This is a genomic window from uncultured Chitinophaga sp. (assembly GCF_937874145.1).
Classification (GTDB): Bacteria; Bacteroidota; Bacteroidia; order Chitinophagales; family Chitinophagaceae; genus Chitinophaga.
This window is the reverse complement of sequence record NZ_CALNBI010000241.1, coordinates 1-17,489: the sequence shown is the minus strand read 5'-3', so window position 1 is coordinate 17,489 and position 17,489 is coordinate 1. Positions and strand designations below refer to the sequence as shown.

17 protein-coding genes are annotated in these 17,489 nt (G+C 55.2%); 9 read left to right on the top strand and 8 right to left on the bottom strand.

The genetic code is table 11. The features are described 5' to 3' along the window. Both Q0510_RS11945 and typA read left to right on the top strand, forming a co-directional pair. On the top strand, positions 1–560 hold a 560-nt coding region (locus tag Q0510_RS11945), incomplete at its 5' end, for a hypothetical protein (protein WP_298711711.1). Between the two features lie 208 nt (positions 561–768). Beyond that, positions 769–2,583 carry a translational GTPase TypA gene (gene typA, locus Q0510_RS11940; protein ID WP_298711708.1) on the top strand — a complete coding sequence of 605 codons (1,815 nt, stop codon included), beginning with the start codon at positions 769–771 and terminating at the stop codon, positions 2,581–2,583. Between the two features lie 67 nt (positions 2,584–2,650). On the opposite strand, the gene Q0510_RS11935 is transcribed toward typA, so the two are convergent. After that, positions 2,651–2,965, bottom strand: coding sequence for a YbaB/EbfC family nucleoid-associated protein (locus tag Q0510_RS11935; RefSeq protein WP_298711707.1), 315 nt, complete (start codon positions 2,963–2,965; stop codon positions 2,651–2,653). Positions 2,966–3,029: 64 nt separating this feature from the next. Between Q0510_RS11935 and Q0510_RS11930 the strand changes: the two genes are divergently transcribed. The 4 genes from Q0510_RS11930 to Q0510_RS11915 all read left to right on the top strand — a co-directional run bounded on the left by Q0510_RS11930 (position 3,030) and on the right by Q0510_RS11915 (position 6,751). After that, on the top strand, positions 3,030–4,268 hold the full coding sequence (locus Q0510_RS11930; RefSeq protein WP_298711705.1) for an NAD(P)/FAD-dependent oxidoreductase: 1,239 nt from the start codon (positions 3,030–3,032) through the stop codon (positions 4,266–4,268). Between the two features lie 3 nt (positions 4,269–4,271). Continuing rightward, entirely contained in the window at positions 4,272–5,360 is a 1,089-nt protein-coding gene (locus tag Q0510_RS11925; protein WP_298711702.1) for a DUF2891 domain-containing protein, read from the top strand. Positions 5,361–5,439: 79 nt separating this feature from the next. Further along, positions 5,440–6,069, top strand: coding sequence for a DUF2569 family protein (locus Q0510_RS11920; protein WP_298711698.1), 630 nt, complete (start codon positions 5,440–5,442; stop codon positions 6,067–6,069). A 16-nt stretch (positions 6,070–6,085) separates the two neighbouring features. Beyond that, the gene (locus Q0510_RS11915; RefSeq protein ID WP_298711695.1) at positions 6,086–6,751 is read left to right on the top strand and encodes a DUF2569 family protein; all 666 of its coding nucleotides are present in this window, start codon (positions 6,086–6,088) and stop codon (positions 6,749–6,751) included. Positions 6,752–6,774: 23 nt separating this feature from the next. Here Q0510_RS11915 and Q0510_RS11910 read toward each other — a convergent pair whose 3' ends face one another. From Q0510_RS11910 to Q0510_RS11895, 4 genes are all read right to left on the bottom strand, one after another. Continuing rightward, complete coding sequence (locus tag Q0510_RS11910) at positions 6,775–7,095, bottom strand: Dabb family protein (RefSeq protein WP_298711693.1); 321 nt, start codon at positions 7,093–7,095, stop codon at positions 6,775–6,777. A gap of 67 nt (positions 7,096–7,162) precedes the next feature. After that, positions 7,163–8,353 (bottom strand): ABC transporter permease, encoded by a 1,191-nt coding sequence (locus Q0510_RS11905; protein WP_298711691.1) that lies wholly within the window; start codon positions 8,351–8,353, stop codon positions 7,163–7,165. A 1-nt stretch (position 8,354) separates the two neighbouring features. Beyond that, positions 8,355–9,005, bottom strand: coding sequence for an ATP-binding cassette domain-containing protein (locus tag Q0510_RS11900; protein ID WP_298711688.1), 651 nt, complete (start codon positions 9,003–9,005; stop codon positions 8,355–8,357). A gap of 99 nt (positions 9,006–9,104) precedes the next feature. Continuing rightward, positions 9,105–10,820, bottom strand: coding sequence for a DUF4836 family protein (locus Q0510_RS11895; RefSeq protein WP_298711685.1), 1,716 nt, complete (start codon positions 10,818–10,820; stop codon positions 9,105–9,107). A 181-nt stretch (positions 10,821–11,001) separates the two neighbouring features. On the opposite strand from Q0510_RS11895, the gene Q0510_RS11890 reads away from it, so the two are divergent. After that, complete coding sequence (locus Q0510_RS11890; protein WP_298711682.1) at positions 11,002–11,283, top strand: YciI family protein; 282 nt, start codon at positions 11,002–11,004, stop codon at positions 11,281–11,283. Between the two features lie 130 nt (positions 11,284–11,413). Here Q0510_RS11890 and Q0510_RS11885 read toward each other — a convergent pair whose 3' ends face one another. Further along, entirely contained in the window at positions 11,414–11,962 is a 549-nt protein-coding gene (locus tag Q0510_RS11885) for an SRPBCC family protein (protein WP_298711679.1), read from the bottom strand. 124 nt (positions 11,963–12,086) lie between these two features. Beyond that, complete coding sequence (msrB, locus tag Q0510_RS11880; protein ID WP_298711676.1) at positions 12,087–12,554, bottom strand: peptide-methionine (R)-S-oxide reductase MsrB; 468 nt, start codon at positions 12,552–12,554, stop codon at positions 12,087–12,089. Between the two features lie 268 nt (positions 12,555–12,822). Between msrB and mutL the strand changes: the two genes are divergently transcribed. After that, positions 12,823–14,694 carry a DNA mismatch repair endonuclease MutL gene (mutL, locus tag Q0510_RS11875; protein ID WP_298711673.1) on the top strand — a complete coding sequence of 624 codons (1,872 nt, stop codon included), beginning with the start codon at positions 12,823–12,825 and terminating at the stop codon, positions 14,692–14,694. Between the two features lie 321 nt (positions 14,695–15,015). Here mutL and Q0510_RS11870 read toward each other — a convergent pair whose 3' ends face one another. Then, complete coding sequence (locus Q0510_RS11870) at positions 15,016–16,500, bottom strand: gluconokinase (protein WP_298711670.1); 1,485 nt, start codon at positions 16,498–16,500, stop codon at positions 15,016–15,018. Positions 16,501–16,605: 105 nt separating this feature from the next. On the opposite strand from Q0510_RS11870, the gene Q0510_RS11865 reads away from it, so the two are divergent. After that, positions 16,606–17,489: GMC family oxidoreductase (locus Q0510_RS11865; RefSeq protein WP_298711667.1), on the top strand; the 884-nt coding region annotated here is incomplete at its 3' end.

Sequence of the window (17,489 nt, the reverse complement as noted above, 5' to 3'; positions counted from 1 at the left end):
CCAACCAGGACGCGCAGGAACTGCGGGTCACGAGCGCCATCCGCATGAGCGCCACTTTCCCGTACGTGTTGCCGAATGTTTTCCTGCCCAGCAACCCTATCGTGGATGTGATGGATGCGGGCATCAGCGATAACTTCGGTCAGGAAACGAGTTTGCGCTTCCTGTATAATTTCCGGGAGTGGATCAATGAAAATACGGGCGGGGTGATTTTCATCCAGCTGCGCGATTCGCGGAAAAACGATGTGTCACCCATCAAACAGAAGAAAGACCTGGGCGATTTGCTTTTCGAGCCCTTATTTTCCATGCAGCGCCACTGGACTAGCATGCAGGATTTCGACCAGGACCATCTCATTAATTATATGGAAGGGAATTTCCCGGGGAAGTTCACGAGGCTGATTTTCCAGTATGTTCCGCAGCAGGCGGATAAGGCGGCGGCCCTGAGCTGGCACCTGACGCCCAGGGAGAAGCTGGACATCGCGCGGGCGCTGGACAACCCTGCCAATCAGCAGTCGTTCCGTCAGCTAGAGGCCGCGCTGGGCATACGTTCCGCACCAAACTGACGACATTCATACAGTAAATCAACCATTCATATTTCCTTCGCTTGCAGCCACTTGGACAAATGTCCGGAATCTGTTATTTCCGGGTTATTTATGACAGGGTGGCACCAAATTCGCATGATTATTCGTACCTTTGCGCCTTCTTTCGGGTTTCTCCGGTTAAAACATGATACCGGGTAGGGGTTCGGAAACGGCTAAATTACTCATTGTCATGCAAATCAGAAACATCGCTATCATCGCGCACGTAGACCACGGCAAAACGACCCTGGTAGACAAAATCTTACATTCTACGAACGTCTTCCGGGCCAACCAGGAAACGGGAGACCTGATCATGGATAATAATGATCTGGAAAGGGAACGCGGTATTACCATCTTGTCCAAAAACGTATCTGTTGAATATAAAGGAGTGAAGATCAACGTTATCGATACCCCGGGCCACGCCGACTTCGGTGGTGAGGTAGAGCGCGTATTGAAAATGGCGGACGGTGTGATCCTGCTGGTGGATGCCTTCGAAGGCCCCATGCCGCAGACCCGCTTCGTACTGCAGAAAGCATTGCAGCTCAACCTGAAACCGATCGTTGTAATTAACAAGGTGGACAAACCGAACTGCCGCCCTGACGAAGTACATGACGCCGTTTTTGAACTTTTCTTTAACCTGGACGCAACCGAAGAACAGCTGAACTTCCCGACCTATTACGGTTCCGGCAAGAATGGCTGGTTCAACGATTCGCTGACTCCCCGTGAAGACATTATCCCCCTGCTCGATGGTATCCTGACACACGTTCCGGAACCCAAGATCGCAGAAGGTTCCCTTCAGCTTCAAATCACCTCTCTCGACTATAGTACCTTCCTCGGCCGTATCGCCGTAGGTAAAGTGACCCGCGGTAAAATCTACGAAAACATGCCCATTTCGCTGGTGCAGGTAGACGGTTCGATTAAAAAATCCCGCGTTCGCGAGCTGTACATCTTCGAATCCCTCGGCAAAAAGAAAGTAACAGAAGTGTATCCCGGCGATATCTGCGCCGTGGTAGGCCTCGAAGACTTCGGTATCGGCGACACCATCGCTGACTTCGAAAATCCCGAAGCCCTGCCCGTTATCAGCGTAGACGAGCCCACCATGAACATGCTGTTCTCCATCAACAACTCGCCTTTCTTCGGTAAAGACGGTAAGTTTGTGACCTCCCGTCACCTGCGCGACCGCCTCGTCAAAGAAACCGAGAAAAACCTCGCCCTCCGTGTAGTAGACACCGATTCCGCCGACTCCTTCCTGGTGTACGGCCGCGGTATCCTCCACCTCGGCGTTCTCGTGGAAACCATGCGCCGCGAAGGTTACGAGCTGACCGTAGGCCAGCCCCAGGTAATCCTCAAGCACATCGACGGCAAGAAATGCGAGCCTTATGAAACCCTCGTGGTAGACGTTCCCCAGGAATTCGCTTCCAAAGTGATCGACCTGGTGACCCGCCGCAAAGGTGAAATGCTCATCATGGAAACCAAAGGTGAAATGCAGCACCTGGAATTCGAAATTCCTTCCCGCGGCCTCATCGGCCTGCGTACCCAGATGCTGACCAACACCGCCGGCGAAGCTGTAATGGCTCACCGCTTCAACGATTACAAACCCTGGAAAGGCCCCATCCCCGGCCGCAGCAATGGTGTTCTCGTTGCCAAAGAAGCAGGTACCACCACCGGTTACTCCCTCGATAAACTGCAGGACCGTGGTTCCTTCTTCGTGGATCCGGGAGAAGAAGTTTACCGTGGCATGATCATCGGCGAAACCAACAAACCCGGCGATCTCGTGGTAAACCCCAACGAAGGCAAGAAACTGACGAACATGCGCGCGAGCGGAAGCGACGCGGCTACCAATATCGCACCCAAGATTCTCATGACATTGGAAGAATGTATGGAGTACATTCAGCAGGACGAATGCATCGAGGTAACTCCGAACCACATCCGTATGCGCAAAACCATCCTTGACGAAGAAGAGCGGAAGAAGTTCCAGAAGATGCTGAAAGCTGAAGAGGTTAACTGATGAATTGTAGAATAACGCAATAAGGATAACGGAACCGGGCCATTACAGCCCGGTTCTTTTTTTATCCTTACATCCCGGGAAGGCCCATGCCGCCGAGCATTCCGCCGGCCATGCCTTTCATTTCCGCTTCCCAGGTTTCCTCGGCCTGTTTCAGTGCGCGGTTCAGCGCCGTGATGAGCAGGTCTTCCAGTTCCTCCTTGCGGTCGGCCACCAGCAAAACCGGGTCGATCTCCACGCTCCGCACTTCGCGGCCGCCTGTTACCACCACTTTTACGGTTCCGTCGCCGGCTTCACCGTCGACCAGGATGTGCCGCAGGCGCTCTTTGCTTTCCTGCATTTTCTGCTGCGCTTCCTGCAGCTTTCCGAACAAATCTCCAAACATAAGATCAGGTTTGCCGCAAAGATAAATTTTCCGGGGCGGCGGCAGAATATGTATCTTGCCGGTTATGATAATCACGGATGTATGTATTATCGGAGCTGGCCCCGGCGGCGCGGCCGCAGCGCTTCAGCTCGACCGGCTGGGAATCCCCTGCGTGGTGGTCGACAAGGCCGTTTTCCCCCGCGACAAGGTTTGCGGCGACGGGCTGAGCGGTAAAGTCATTGCCGGGCTCAACCGCATCGACCCCGCCATCGGGCAGCGGCTGCAGGCGTTTGCCGAAAAGGAGAACAGCTGGGGCGTAACGTTCGTGGCGCCCGGCCGTACCGGGATGGACGTTCCCTACAAACCGAATTACAATCCCGCCGCCGATGCGCCCATCGGCTTCGTCTGCAAGCGGATTCATTTTGATAATTTCCTCGTCGATGAGCTGAAGCAATGCCAACATGTGCAGCTGATAGAAGGCAAGTCCATCGATAATTACACGCAAACGGCGGGCGGCTACGAGCTTTCCGACGCGAAAGGCACCTTGCGCATCTCCGCCCAAATGATCATCGTGGCGAACGGCGCGCATTCCGCATTTACGAAAGACGTGGCCGGCATCCGCATGGAGCCGAAGCATTACGCCGCGGGCGTAAGGGCTTATTATACCGGGGTGACGGGTATGCACGATCACAGTTACATCGAGCTGCATTTCCTGAAGAACCTCCTGCCGGGGTACCTCTGGATTTTCCCGCTGCCCAACGGAGAAGCCAACGTCGGGATCGATATGCCGTCCGACACGATGCGCCGCCGCAAGGTGAACCTCAAAACCCTCCTGCACGAAACCCTCGCATCTGACCCGGTTTTCTCGGAAAGGTTCCGGTCGGCCAGGCCCGTGAGCCCCGTAGAAGGGTACGGCCTGCCGCTGGGCTCCCGCTCCCGCCGCCTTTCCGGCGAGCGCTGGATGCTGGTGGGCGATGCGGCTTTCCTCATCGATCCCTTTACCGGCGAAGGCATCGGCAACGCCATTTACAGTGGCGGGATCGCGGCGAAGCAAGCCGCGGAATGTTTGCAGTCCGGGGATTTTTCGGCGGAGAAATTACTGGCTTACGACGCTTCTATCCAGCGCGTCCTCGGGGCCGAGCTGCGGCTCAGCACGAAGCTGCAAAAGCTCGTCCGTTATCCGCGCCTCTTCAACCTGCTCATGAAAGCCGGCACCCGCAACAAACAACTCCGCGACGTCATTTCCAGCATGTTCTACGAAGTGGATCTCCGTAAAAAACTAACCAAACCATCTTTTTACATCAAACTAATTCTGAACCGGTAACCTATGATGAGAGCGACTTTCCTGCTGGCCGGACTCCTGGCTTTTACCACCGTTAACGCACAGACGAAATTTTACGACGAACAAAACGGCATCCTCCGCCTCACGCAGGCCGGGGCTGTGCATCTTTCGGGCCTCCCGCTGAAATGCATGCAGCATGAGTTCCCTTACAAAACGGGCATCGTTTTCTCAGATTCGGGCCTCGTTCAGAAACCGATCGAGTATCATCCCGCGTTTTACGGGTGCTTCGACTGGCATAGCAGCGTGCATGGCCATTGGATGCTGGTGCGCCTGCTGAAAACGTATCCCAACCTGCCGGATGCCGCGCTGATCCGGGAGAAGCTGTCGCAGAACCTCACGGCCGACAATATCCGCAAAGAGCTGTTGCTTTTCGCCAATAAGGAAAACAAAGGTTTCGAGAGAATTTACGGGTGGAGCTGGCTGCTCCAACTGCAGAACGAGCTGCTGACCTGGAACGATCCCTTTGCCCGGGAGCTTTCCCGCAATATCGCGCCCATGGCCCGGTATTTCAGCAACTCCTGGCGCGATTTCCTCAAAAAGATCGCCTATCCCATCCGCGTAGGCGAGCATACCAACCTCGCTTTCGGCCTCCGCCTCGCCTGGGACTACGCTGCCACCGCCAAAGACACGGCCCTGCAGTCTTCCATCCGCGGCGCGGCCATGCGGTTCTACGCCAACGACCGCGACTGCCCCGCCAGCTGGGAACCCGGCGGCTACGACTTCCTTTCGCCCTGCCTCGAAGAAGCCGACCTCATGTGGCGCATCCTCCCCGGAGCGGAATACAAAGTTTGGCTGAAGCGCTTCCTGCCAGGGCTTTTCAAACAGGAGCCGCTGTTCCATATCGCCACGGTGAACGACCGTACCGATGGTAAACTCGTACACCTCGACGGCCTCAATCTGTCCCGCGCCTGGCGCCTGTATGGCATTGCCCGCCACGCCGGCGACCGCGCGCCCGCCATCCGCGAGCTCGCCTCCCGGCACCTGCGCGCCGCGCTGCCGCACGTAGCCAGCGGCGATTACGCCGGCGAGCACTGGCTGGCGACCTTCGCCGTTTACGCGCTGACCGTCGAGTAATCCACCAAAAATCAACGGAAAATGTTATAGATACAGGGTATCTTTCGGCTTATAAACCGAAAATCATACCCTGTATCCTATGTTCCCTACCATTTTCTGCGCCGTTATGGGCAGCACCCCCGGACTCATCTTCGTGTTCCTTATCGCCGTGGTACTCAGCATCATTTGCGCCAGCGCGATCAACAAATCTTCCATCATCACCGGCGTAGCTGACCCCGATCCACGGCCCATCGGCGGAGGCCTGATCCTGGTGGCCATCGTGCTGATCGTCCGCGTCATCTGGATAACGATCCAGTTCTTTACCGGCGAATTCTGGCTGGATAATTTCTGGGAGCAGGTGAATTACAATTACGGTATGCATGGCACCCTCCGCGCCGGCGTCACCCTTATTTACATCGAAATTTTTAACTACGGGATTAACTTCGTAGCGACGATTTTCGTGACATACCTTTTCTTCAAACAACGCGACATCTTCCCCAAAGCGGCTTCCTGGCTTTTCATCGGCTCGGCCATCATACACCTGACCGACACGGCGGTAGCCCATTTGCTGATCAACAGCAAAATGGAGCCGCTGTTTGTGCTGGGATTTGGGCTGGTAGGGATTTTAGCGTCCATTTTTTTATATTACATCAACTTCTCCGATCGCTCCCGCGAAACCTTCACCGTTCCGCATCATAGCCTGATCATTGAAGAATATCCCGTACCGTAATTCTCAATTGTTTTTCATGGAACCATCCCAGGCCTCTGAAGTAGAATACCTTTCCTCGCTCCTGCTCCTGCTCGCAATGGCAGGATGGGTGGCAGCCGCGTTGTTTATATACCGCAAATCCCTGGCACCGGTTTACCCGACGCCATACCCCCAATTGTTTTCCGGCGGCACGGTGCTGGTAGGCATTTTCCTGTTTATGCGGTTGATCGGCAGCCTGAGCGAGCTCATTAAATCGGAGATCTGGGGCGATAATTACTGGGAGCAGATAAAAACCACCACCGAATCCGTACCAGGACTGGCCATTCCACTTTACGCCATGTTGTTCTTTATGGTTGTGCTGCAGACCCTTTCTTTTGCCGGGACTGTCTTTTGTATCGTTTTGTATTACCGTAAACGCGATATATTCCCGCGGGTGCTGACCGGTATGTTTATCGCCGTGGAGGGCCTGGGCGTGATCGTGATCTTGCTGTCCCTGATGTGGGCCGATTATTCGGAAATCCTTACCGACAGGGATCTGATACGCATCTTTTACAGCTGGGGGATCATGGGGCTAGCGGCCTGGTATGTCTTGAAGTCGGAAAAGGCCAAAGCTACTTTCGTGCTGCCGCACCATAGTTTGGTCGATCATAAAGCGAATACTATTACTTTCGATTTTGAGGAAGAGGAAAAAAGGGAGCCATGAGGCTCCCTTTCCGTTGCGGGTTTTTATTGTGGAATAGTTACGGAGTCGAAGATGACAACTTTATCCCAAAGCGCGTTGCAGTTCTCGATGAACGCCAGGTGTACGGGATGCTCCTGGTAAATGTCGTGCCCCGCTTCGTCGTTGAAGACGGTGAGCAGACAGTAGCTGTAGCTCTTGTCGATCACCGGGCGGTCGGTATCGGCGGGTTTGCCGACGTTGAACATGACCAGGGTTTCGATTTTCTCAAGCGTGCTCACGCCTTCTTCAAATTTCCTGATTTCCGCTGCGCTCAGACCGGGTTTCAGATAAAAATTTACAACGTGCACGAATTTGTTTGATGACATGGCCGATTGATTTTGAACAGACAAGTTAGTGGTTCCATTTTTAAAAATCAAGCCGTCTTTCATCATATCAGGTATGCGCCTGGATCTCTTTCCGCACCGTGGTCCAGTTCACGAAATACACCAGCGCCAGGATGCCCAGCGTGGCCGCGAATGTGAGTACGCCCGGCCAGGGCGCCACATACATGCCGTGCTTTTCCAGTACACCGCTGGCCCAGAACTGCGCCGCCGCCACCACGATCAGCGCGATCACGCCCGTCACGAAGTACACGGGCACCAGCTGCCCCAGCAGGTAACGCTGCAGCCGCCGAGGCGAAGCACCCAGCGTCACCAGCAGCCGTATCTCTTTCCTGCACGATGATATCACCAGCTGGATAAACATGCTGAACACCAGCAGGGCAAACATCAGCAGCACCAGTCCGAAAAATCCCACCACGCTCACGATCGTTTGCACGATGCCGCGGATCTTGTTGTATTTGGTTTTCTCCGCATCGGTCGAATAACCATGCTTTTCCAGGTAATCTTTCAGTTCCAGGCTGCTCGGGTCTTTCACCCGTATCACCACCCGCGACGGCAGTTTCACTTCCCCCGAACCAAATTTTGCATTGGCCCAATCCATAAATGATTGCGGCACCAGCACCGTGGAAATCCTGTCTGAGAATCCCGCGATCTTGCCTAAAAATTTCGCCTGTTGCATGCCCTGCGTGATCACCACTTCCGGCGTCAGGTTCTGGATAGAAGTTTCGGAAAACTGCGGGATACCATTCCCCAGCGCGAACCCGAAGTTGAACATGTTCACGAAATCGCGGGGCACCACGATGGGCAGCAACTGGTCGCCGGCTTTCCACTTCCACTCTTCAGATTTTACATCCAGAAACGTATCCGGCACGGCTTCGAAGAACGCCAGCGTCGAAAAACCGAGCTGGTCGGCCTGCAGCTGTACATTGAACTGCGCGGCGGTAATGGGCCCGAATGCTTCCACAAACGGCTGCGCGGCGAAATCCTTCTGTTCTTCCGGGGTAAAAACCGTTTGCCCTGGCTTGCCCATCATATCGTTGGTGATCTTTTTGTTCACCACGAGATAGTCGGCTCTTTCATTTTCGTTGCGGCTGCCGTGCAGCAGTTCGTTGAAATCGGTATGCACCTGTACCGCCACCAGGATCAGCAGCATGGCCACGCCGAGGCCGATTATGGCCATCCAGTAGCGGCTTTTGCCTACGCCGGTGCGGATGATTTTCTTTAGAATCCGGTTGAATTGCATGCTATAGCTGGTAAGTTACGTCGTAAGGAAAATGCTGGTCGTGGTCGAGATCGGTGAGGATGAAGCCGGCATTGCGCGCGCGGCACTCCTGTTCGATCAGCCGGGCCGCTTTGGCGGTGTTGGCTTCGTCGAGGTGGCTGAAGGGCTCGTCCATCATCAGCCACTGGAACGGCTGCATGAGGGAGCGGATGATGGCGATGCGCTGGCGCTCGCCGTACGACAGCGTGGCGGCGCTTTGCTGCAGCACATGCGTTACGCCGAGTACTTCCGCGAATTCACGGATTTTTTCGGCGGAATAAATGGGTTGCGGGATCATCACGCGCTTCAGTTCAATATTTTCTTCGGCCGTCAGCTGGTCGAAAAGGCGGAGGTCCTGGAACACGACCGAGATGGTTTGCTGGCGGATGGCCGCGAGCTGGTCGGGGGAATATTGTGCCCAGGGCTTGCCGTCGGCCTTAATAGTGCCGGTATAATCGTAGCGGATGTTGTAGAGATAATGAACGAGCGTGGTTTTGCCCGTTCCTGAAGGGGCCTTGATCTTGACGAATTGGCGGGGTTGGAAAGCAACCTCCCGGTCCCAGATGTCCGAAGGCCGCTGCCGGATCCTGTCGCGCAGGGGAACCGGGACCACGGCAGAAAGCTCGATCTGCATGTTGTAAAACGGATGTTAGGTTTAAATATAGGTAAAAAAAGAAAGCCGCCTCTTGTGAAAAAGGCGGCTTCCTGAAATATTTGAAAGGCTATCTGCGGATTATTCTGCGGCAGGTGCGGCGATGGCGGCGTCTGCTTCCACGGAATCCGTAGCGGTTTGCGCTTCTTCAGCGTTGTATTCGCCCCACTGGGCAGCTTCTGCTTTCTTCTTGGCGTTCGTCCAGTTGTACACTTTGTTGGTGAAGTTGAACAGCTGGGAGAGGGCGTTTTTGGATTGATCCTTAAACAGCACCACGGCAGAAGAATGGGATTTGTCGCCGCTGATCTCGTTGGATTTCGCGGAGATGGATTTCACGAGGGTTTTAATGTCGTTGCTGATGCTGTCCGGAACATCCATTTCCTTGGCGGGGATGGCGGCCATGATCTTTTCAACATCCAGGTAGAACGCGCCGATGCTGCCTTTGGCATTGTCCAGGGCGTCGCCTTCCAGCTTGGCTTTGCCGCTGCCTGCGTCATAAGCTTTGATCAGTTCGGCGTCGGAGCCGGCCAGTACGCGTTTGCTGTTGATGGAAACGGACAATTCGTCGCCGAGGGGCATATTGGGTACGTATTCATCGCCCTGTTTGGTGAGCGCCTGGGCCAGCATGGGGGAAGCCATCACTTTTTCGAAAGCGGCTTTGTCGCCAACCTTCATGCTGAAGATCCATTTGAGCTGCGGTTTGGTACGGGTGCTGTCCCATTCGGTGGGCGCGGCAACGGTAGAAAAGTCGGAGCCTACCATGGTGATTTCACCTTTGAAAGCCGTCAGCAGGTCGTCGAGCGTGAAGCGGGCTTCAGCGAGGCCCATGTTCACGAGGCCGTCCATACCGATCAGTTTGATCAGCTCGCCCACAACGCGGAGGTCGCAGTTAACGGCGGCATAACCGAAGATATTGTCGGAAGGGTATTTCTCGATGTTTTCGAGGTTGATTTTCTCCATCGGGTATTTCTTGATGATGGCCATCATTTCCTTGCTTGCGTAGGAATACATGTCCACATCGATCTTACCGGTTTCGAAGTTGGCGGAGGCGGTGGTGAAGGCGCCTTCGGTGATTTTCTTCATGTTGGAAGCCATGAGGGCGCCCATACCGGAAGTATTGCCGCCATTGATGCCATACAGCGATTCGCTGCTCATCCAGAAGAGCATGTCGCCTTTTTCCTTGCTGATATCTTTGAAAGAAGCAATGGAAGCAACGGACTCGTCGGCTTTCAGGGTGAAGAGTTTTTCGAGGAGGGCGGTACCGGTGGCGGGTTTGCTCGTGTCTTCGGCATCGAAGTAACTGCGGCTCTGGTCAACGGAAGCCACGGCGATCATCGTTTTGCCGGTGAAGCCTACCACGTTGTTATCGTCTTCTACAAATTTGAAGTCTTTGCCGGCTTTCACTTCCTTTTTGGATTTTTCCTTGATGAAAGCTTCGAGCTTGCCTGCATCGGCTACGTCTGCGATCACGGTCATGTACATGCTGCCTGCGGATTCGCCGGGGATCATGGCGAAGAACAGGTCGCCCTGGAGGTCGATGCCGGAGTTCTTAGCGTCGGCGAGTGCTTTCGCGTAGTTGTTGGAAGTATCGTTCTGCTGGAGGGTTTCGAAGACCTTATCGATGGTGAGGCCGTCTTTCGCCAGCTTATCCTGGATTTGTTTGGATTTGAATCCGAAAACGAGCGCGGCATTCTTGGGAATGTGTTTGCCCTGTTCAGGAGCTTTGGAGCACGAGGCTAACAGAAGAACCGCGGCGCCTGTCAGGAACAGGAGCGCTTGTTGGATCGATCGTTTCATAAAGAAAGAGATGTTAAGAAAAATGGATTTGAAAATTAGGAACGAAAATACAAGCTTTTTTGCTAATGCGTCTATTTTTGTTGCCCGGCGGGCCCCTGGCTCGATTACTTTGTACAATTTACATACCTTTGGAAGATATTCAGGATTTTAACCATTTTTTGAAAGACCATATCTGACCTTTATGTACCTGATCCTTTTACAGTACATCCGCCCGCTGGCGGCCATAGAGCACTATATCGAAGCACACAATGCCTTTCTCGAAAAGCAGGTGCGCGACGGGCGCTTTATCCTCACCGGCCGCCGGAAGCCCCGCACGGGCTCCATCATCGTTTGCCGCGCTTCCAGCCGGCGGGAAGTAGAAGCCATCCTGGCCGAAGATCCCATGGATAAGTTCCAGCTCGCCGTCTACGACATCATCGAGTTCGAACCCAATACCTTCGAAATGGCCGGTATCAGCTCCTGATCCTTCCTTAATTAATTTACCCCCAGCCTGCACGCCGGTATGCCCATGCCGCCCTGTCGGTTTCATCCGCGCAATACACACCCTACGCAACCCGCCGGACGTTCACTATTTCATTAGCAATCAGATGATACTATTTTTTCTCCGCCGAAACGGACGCCTCCGCAGCGGACTTCAGGCGCAGCAAACCCTTCCGGAAGTCGGTTTCCAGGTTGTCTTTCATAAACATACCCACGATATTTTTGGGCCGGGGATACTCCGCGTCCATACTCCAGGTTACGCGGGTGCCGCCCGCCGAATCGGCGAATTTGAAACAGATGTCGGAAACAGCGTTGAGGGGCTCGAAAAACTCTAATTGCTGGCGGATTTCGGTGTGGGGAGTCAGCGAAAGGTGGCGCAGGCGGCCGTAGCCTATTTTTTTCCCGGTCCAGGTAGTGGAGGCGCCGGCCGTTCCATCTACCCCGTCTATCCTGAATTTGGCGGATGGCTCCATCTCGCGGAGCGTATTCCATTGATTATAACGGTCGAATCTGGCGGTTTGGTCCCAAACGGCGGCAGGCGGCGCATGAATCAACACCGACTGCTCGATGTGCACTTTAGTCGGCGCCACCAGCAGGAGGATCACCAGCAGGGCCACCGCCATGCCAACCACCCAGGCACCGATATGTAGGAATTTTCTCAAAGGGATAGCAGGTTTTTCCACAATTTACCGAATTTTTTCCGGGGGATGAAACGGCTGCATATCCCAAAGGCCGGCGCAAAGGAGTTTGCACCGGCAGCATACAGTCAGGTTCTTTGGATGGGGGTTACTTTTCTTTGTCGTTGAACTTCTTCTCGGCGTCCTTCGCTTTCTCGAAATCCAGGATCACCGAATTGATGCAGTAACGAAGCCCGGTCGGCGGCGGCCCGTCGTCGAACACGTGCCCCAGGTGCGCCTTACAACGGCCGCATTGCACCTCGGTACGCTGCATCCCATGAGAATTGTCGGGCGTGTAAATCACGCTCGTTTTGCTCACCGGCTGGTAAAAGCTCGGCCACCCGCAGCCGCTTTCAAACTTGGTGTCCGACACGAATAAAGGATTGCCACACGCAGCACAGTAATAGGTCCCCGCTTCTTTGCTATCCCAGTATTTACCGGTAAACGCCCATTCCGTACCCTTGTCGCGGGCGATGTCGTATACGTCTTTCGGCAGGATTTTCTTCCATTCTGTGTCTGTCAGGTTGACTTTACCAGTATCCGAGCGGGAGTACACCGGATTCTTTTTTTCTTCCATAGATGATTTTTTAGGCCCGTTTTGCGAGTAGGAGCAATGACTCAATGTCATGCCTGCGACCAATAAAAGATAGGTCCATGTCTTCATGGCGTCAGATTGAATTTGCGCATTACTATCAGAACGTTTGAAGTATATGAATTGTTAATCTGGATATGCGTCGTTCCGTTCACGCAACATAAAGGTACGAAACCAGCAACTGTATGGATTGTACGCCTTCATGTATTTAACAATATTTTTTATTCCTAACTTTACGCCAAAAGGCAGGCAAGTGGCGGATATCATCAACTTATTACCGGACAATATTGCGAATCAGATAGCAGCGGGCGAAGTCATCCAGCGGCCGGCATCGGCGGTGAAGGAATTGCTTGAAAATGCGGTGGACGCTGGCGCTACTGAAATCCAGCTCATTATAAGAGACGCGGGCAAGGAGCTCGTCCAGGTGATCGACAACGGCAGCGGGATGAGCGACACCGACGCACGGATGTGCTTCGAGCGGCATGCCACCTCCAAAATAAAATCGATCGACGATCTTTTCCAGATCCGGACCATGGGCTTCCGGGGCGAAGCGCTCGCTTCCATCGCGGCCGTCAGCCAGGTGGAGCTCAAATCCCGCCGTACAAGCGATGAGCTGGGCACTTTCATCGAAATCGACAACTCCCTTATCCGCCGCCAGGAACCCTGCCAGGCGCCCGTGGGAACCAGCATCGCCATGAAGAACCTCTTCTTCAACGTGCCCGCCCGCCGTAACTTCCTGAAAAGCAATGCCGCAGAGATGCGCCACATCGTGGATGAGTTCATCCGCGTAGCGCTGGCCTTCCCCCATCTCCAGTTTTCGCTGAACAGCAACGGGCAGCAAATGTTCCATTTCGAGAAGGGCTCACTCAAGCAAAGGATCGTCTCCATCCTCGGCCAGCACTACAACTCCAAACTCGTCACCGTTAAGGAAAGCACCGATTATATGAACATCCACGGGTTTGTGGGGAAACCGGAAACGGCCAAGAAAACCCGCGGCGACCAGTTCTTCTTCGTTAACAACCGGTTCATCAAATCCAGCTACCTTAACCACGCGGTGATGAACGCCTTCGCCGAAACCATCCCGCCCGACAGCTTCCCGCTGTATGTGCTCTTCATCGACCTCGACCCTGCGCATGTCGACATCAACGTCCACCCCACCAAGCAGGAAATCAAGTTCGACGACGAGCGCATTCTCTACGCCTTCGTGCAGTCGGCCATCAAACACGCGCTGGCGCAGTTCAGCGTAACGCCCGCGCTCGATTTTGACCTCGATCCCGGCATCCAGCAGCTCGACGCGCTCACGCAGCCTTTTACGGAGGAGAAGAAAGCGCAGTCGGCCGGCACTTCCATCTACAAAACCTTTACCAGCGCCAACCAGGCGCATATCATCGATAAATCGAACAACAGCAACCTGCAACACTGGAAAGAATTGTACGGGCCGCCTCCCGCGCGCGAAAACGACTTCCCGCTTCCGCCGCCTCCCTCCCATTCCGACTTCCCGCCCGTGTCCACCGCCTCGGTGATCGACGAGCGCTGGCAGGAAGCGGCGCATGACCAGAAAGGGCCGGTGCAGGTGCATCAGCAGTACATCCTGTCGCAGATCAAATCGGGCTTCATCCTGGTAGATCAGCGGTCGGCCCATGAGCGCATCCTGTACGAGCGCTACCTGCGCGCCCTCGCCGAGAAACCCATCGCCACGCAGCAGAGCCTCTTCCCGCAAACGCTGGAACTGCTTCCTGCCGACGCGATCATCGTCCACGAAATGCTCCCCGACCTGCAAGCCCTCGGTTACGACCTGGAGCCCTTCGGCCAGCATACCTTCGTGGTCCGCGGAACGCCCGCCGATATCCAAACGGGAAACGAACAGGCCAGTATCGAAGGACTGCTCGAACAATTCAAGCATTTCAGCCACGAACTGAAGCACAACCGCCGGGAGCGCCTCGTTCGCAGCATGGCACGCAACAACGCCATCCCTTCCGGCAAACCGCTCAGCACCCGCGAAATGCAAAATATTATCGACGAACTGTTCGCCTGCTCGATGCCCAACGTTTCCCCGGGCGGCAGAGGCACGTTCATCTCATTCAAACTCAACGACCTGGAAAAAATGTTCGACCGGGGATTCTGATCCGCCGGTGCATATAACTTGCTCCTTCATCCCGGTTACATTCCGCTAACCGGGATGGAATCAACTGCCGATTGGTCATTATCCTCGGTTACTGATGCTATATTCACCCGGGTCAACTCCGCATCAAGTCCACCTCACCTCCACCTTCCCTATCCCATCCACATCAATACCACGCGGGCTTTCAGCCCTCTTCCCGGCCTCGTCGCGCGGTATTACTTTCCTCTTGACAAGATATCATCACCCTGCCTGTTTTTTCTTCCACCAGTTGGCCATTTATCGCCTTTCAAAAAGAAAGCCGCTTCGATGGAAGCGGCTTTCTTTTTATTTCTCCCTGAGGATTTCGTTGACATCCATCAGTCGTTCGTACAACATAGAAAATGCGGTGTAATTGCGCTGGTATACAGCCGAATGTTCCGTGTCCGGCTCAAAAACACGCGCCGCGGCGGCGGAATTGAACTGCCAGGCGTCTACCTGTTCCAGCGCGTGCCAGGCCAGCATGGCGGCTCCCAGGGCGGAGGCGTCTTCGTCCTGGTGCAGGAGCATGGGTTTACGGAAAATATCGGCCATTAATTGTATCCACAGCGGGGACGCGGTAAATCCTCCGCTCACGGTCACTTCGTTGATTTTGCCGGTTACGCTTTCGAGGGCTTCGCCGATGCTGAGCAGGTTGAAGCAGATCCCTTCCACCAGTGCCCGTTGGAAATGCGGTGAGCTGTGGTGCTGGCGCATGCCCACGAACGCGCCGGAAGCGCGGCTGTCCCACACGGGAGCGCGCTCGCCCAGCATGTATGGCAGGCAAAGCAACCCGTCGCTGCCAGGAGGTGCGGTGAAAGCGGTTTTCAGGAAATCGTTGTAGTCGGACCAGGGCAGGAAAGCTTTGGAGAACCATTGCAGCGAAACGCCGCCGTTGTTCATCGCGCCGCCGCAAACGTAATGTTCGGGCGTGAGCACATAAGAGAATATCCTGCCGGCGGGGTCGTCGGCCGGTTTGGGCGACATCACGCGGATGGCGCCGCTCGTGCCGATGGTGAGGGCGGCATGCCCTGGCTCCACGGCGCCGGAGCCCAGCTGCGCCAGGCAGCCGTCGCTGCTGCCGGCCATGATGAGCGTGCCTTCCGGAACGCCCATGGCTTGTGCCATGGCGGGGTCCATGCCGATAAGGAGCCGCGTGGTCTCCACCGGGATGGGCAGGCGCTCGTCGGTGATACCGGCGATTTTGAGCGCGGGGGCGTACCAGTCGAGCGTGCGGATATCGAACAAGCCGGAGCAGGAAGCCAGGCTGTAGTCGGTGACGAATTCATGGAAACAGCGGAAAAGGAAAAGATCCTTGATCCCCACGAAGCAGGCGGCCTGGTCGAAGATTTCGGGCTGCTGTTCGCGGATCCACTGGATTTTGCAAAGCGGCGACATCGGGTGGACCGGCGTGCCGGTGGCGCGGTGGATGTCGCGGCCTTCTTTGGTATGGCGCAGGGCGGCGGCGTAGTCTTCAGCGCGGCCGTCGGCCCAGGTCATAACAGGCGTAAGCGGCTCGCCGTCGGCGTCTACGGCCAGCAGGCTGTGCATGGCGCTACTCAGCGCGATGGCGGCGGGCGGGTATCCCATTTCCCCGACGGTTTCGCGGATGGTTTTGATGATGGCGGCGAGCACGGTCTCAGGGTCTTGCTCGCTGTACCCCGGAACCGGTTCCCGGGTGGGATAGGATTGCTTGCGGGATGCGGGGATTTGCCCCGCGGGTGTCACCGCGATCGTCTTCGCACTCCCCGTTCCGATATCGACGCCGAGGATATATGGTGATTTTGTTGTCATAGAATAGAGGCCGAAAGTAAAAAAACAGCTTTCATTTTCCGTATTTAATTTATAGATTTAAAATCTTTCAGGTCAAATCTTACCATAAAAATCCACGTACTTACAATGGCATTTGAGATTAAAAAACAGGCGAAAGCGTACGATGTGTGCATCATCGGATCGGGCGCTGGCGGCGGAATGGCGGCCAAGGTGCTGTCTGACGCAGGGCTGAAAGTGGCGCTGCTCGAGGCAGGGCCCAAGTACGACCCGGCCGATCCCGAACAACAAACCCAATTAAAATGGCCTTACGAGTCGCCGCGCCGGGGCGCCTCCACCACCCGGCCCTTCGGCGATTTCGACGCCGCCTACGGCGGATGGGAAATCGACGGCGAGCCCTACACCCAGAAAAACGGCACGCAGTTCGACTGGTTCCGCTCCCGCATGGTCGGCGGCAGAACCAACCACTGGGGCCGCATCTCCCTCCGTTTCGGACCCAACGATTTTAAACATCATAGTATAGACGGGCATGGCGACGACTGGCCCATCGGTTACGACGATGTAAAACCCTGGTACGACAAAGTCGACAAAATGATCGGCGTTTTCGGCTCGAAAGAAGGGATTTACAACGAACCCGACGGCTACTTCCTCCCTCCTCCCAAACCACGCCTTCACGAGCTGATGGTGAAACAGGCCGGTGATAAACTGGGCATCCCCGTGATCCACTCCCGGCTGTCGATCCTGACGCGCTCGGTGAACAAAGACCGTGGCGCCTGTTTCTTCTGCTCGCAATGCAGCCGCGGATGTACCGTTCATGCCGACTTCTCCTCATCCACCGTACTCGTGAAACCCGCCATGAAAAGCGGCAACGTGGATCTGTACGTGGGCGCCATGGCGAGGGAAATCATTACCGACGCTTCCGGCAAAGCCACCGGCGTGAGCTACGTTGATAAAGCCGACATGCAGGAATACCGCATCGATGCGCGCGTGATCGTGCTGGCGGCGAGCGCCTG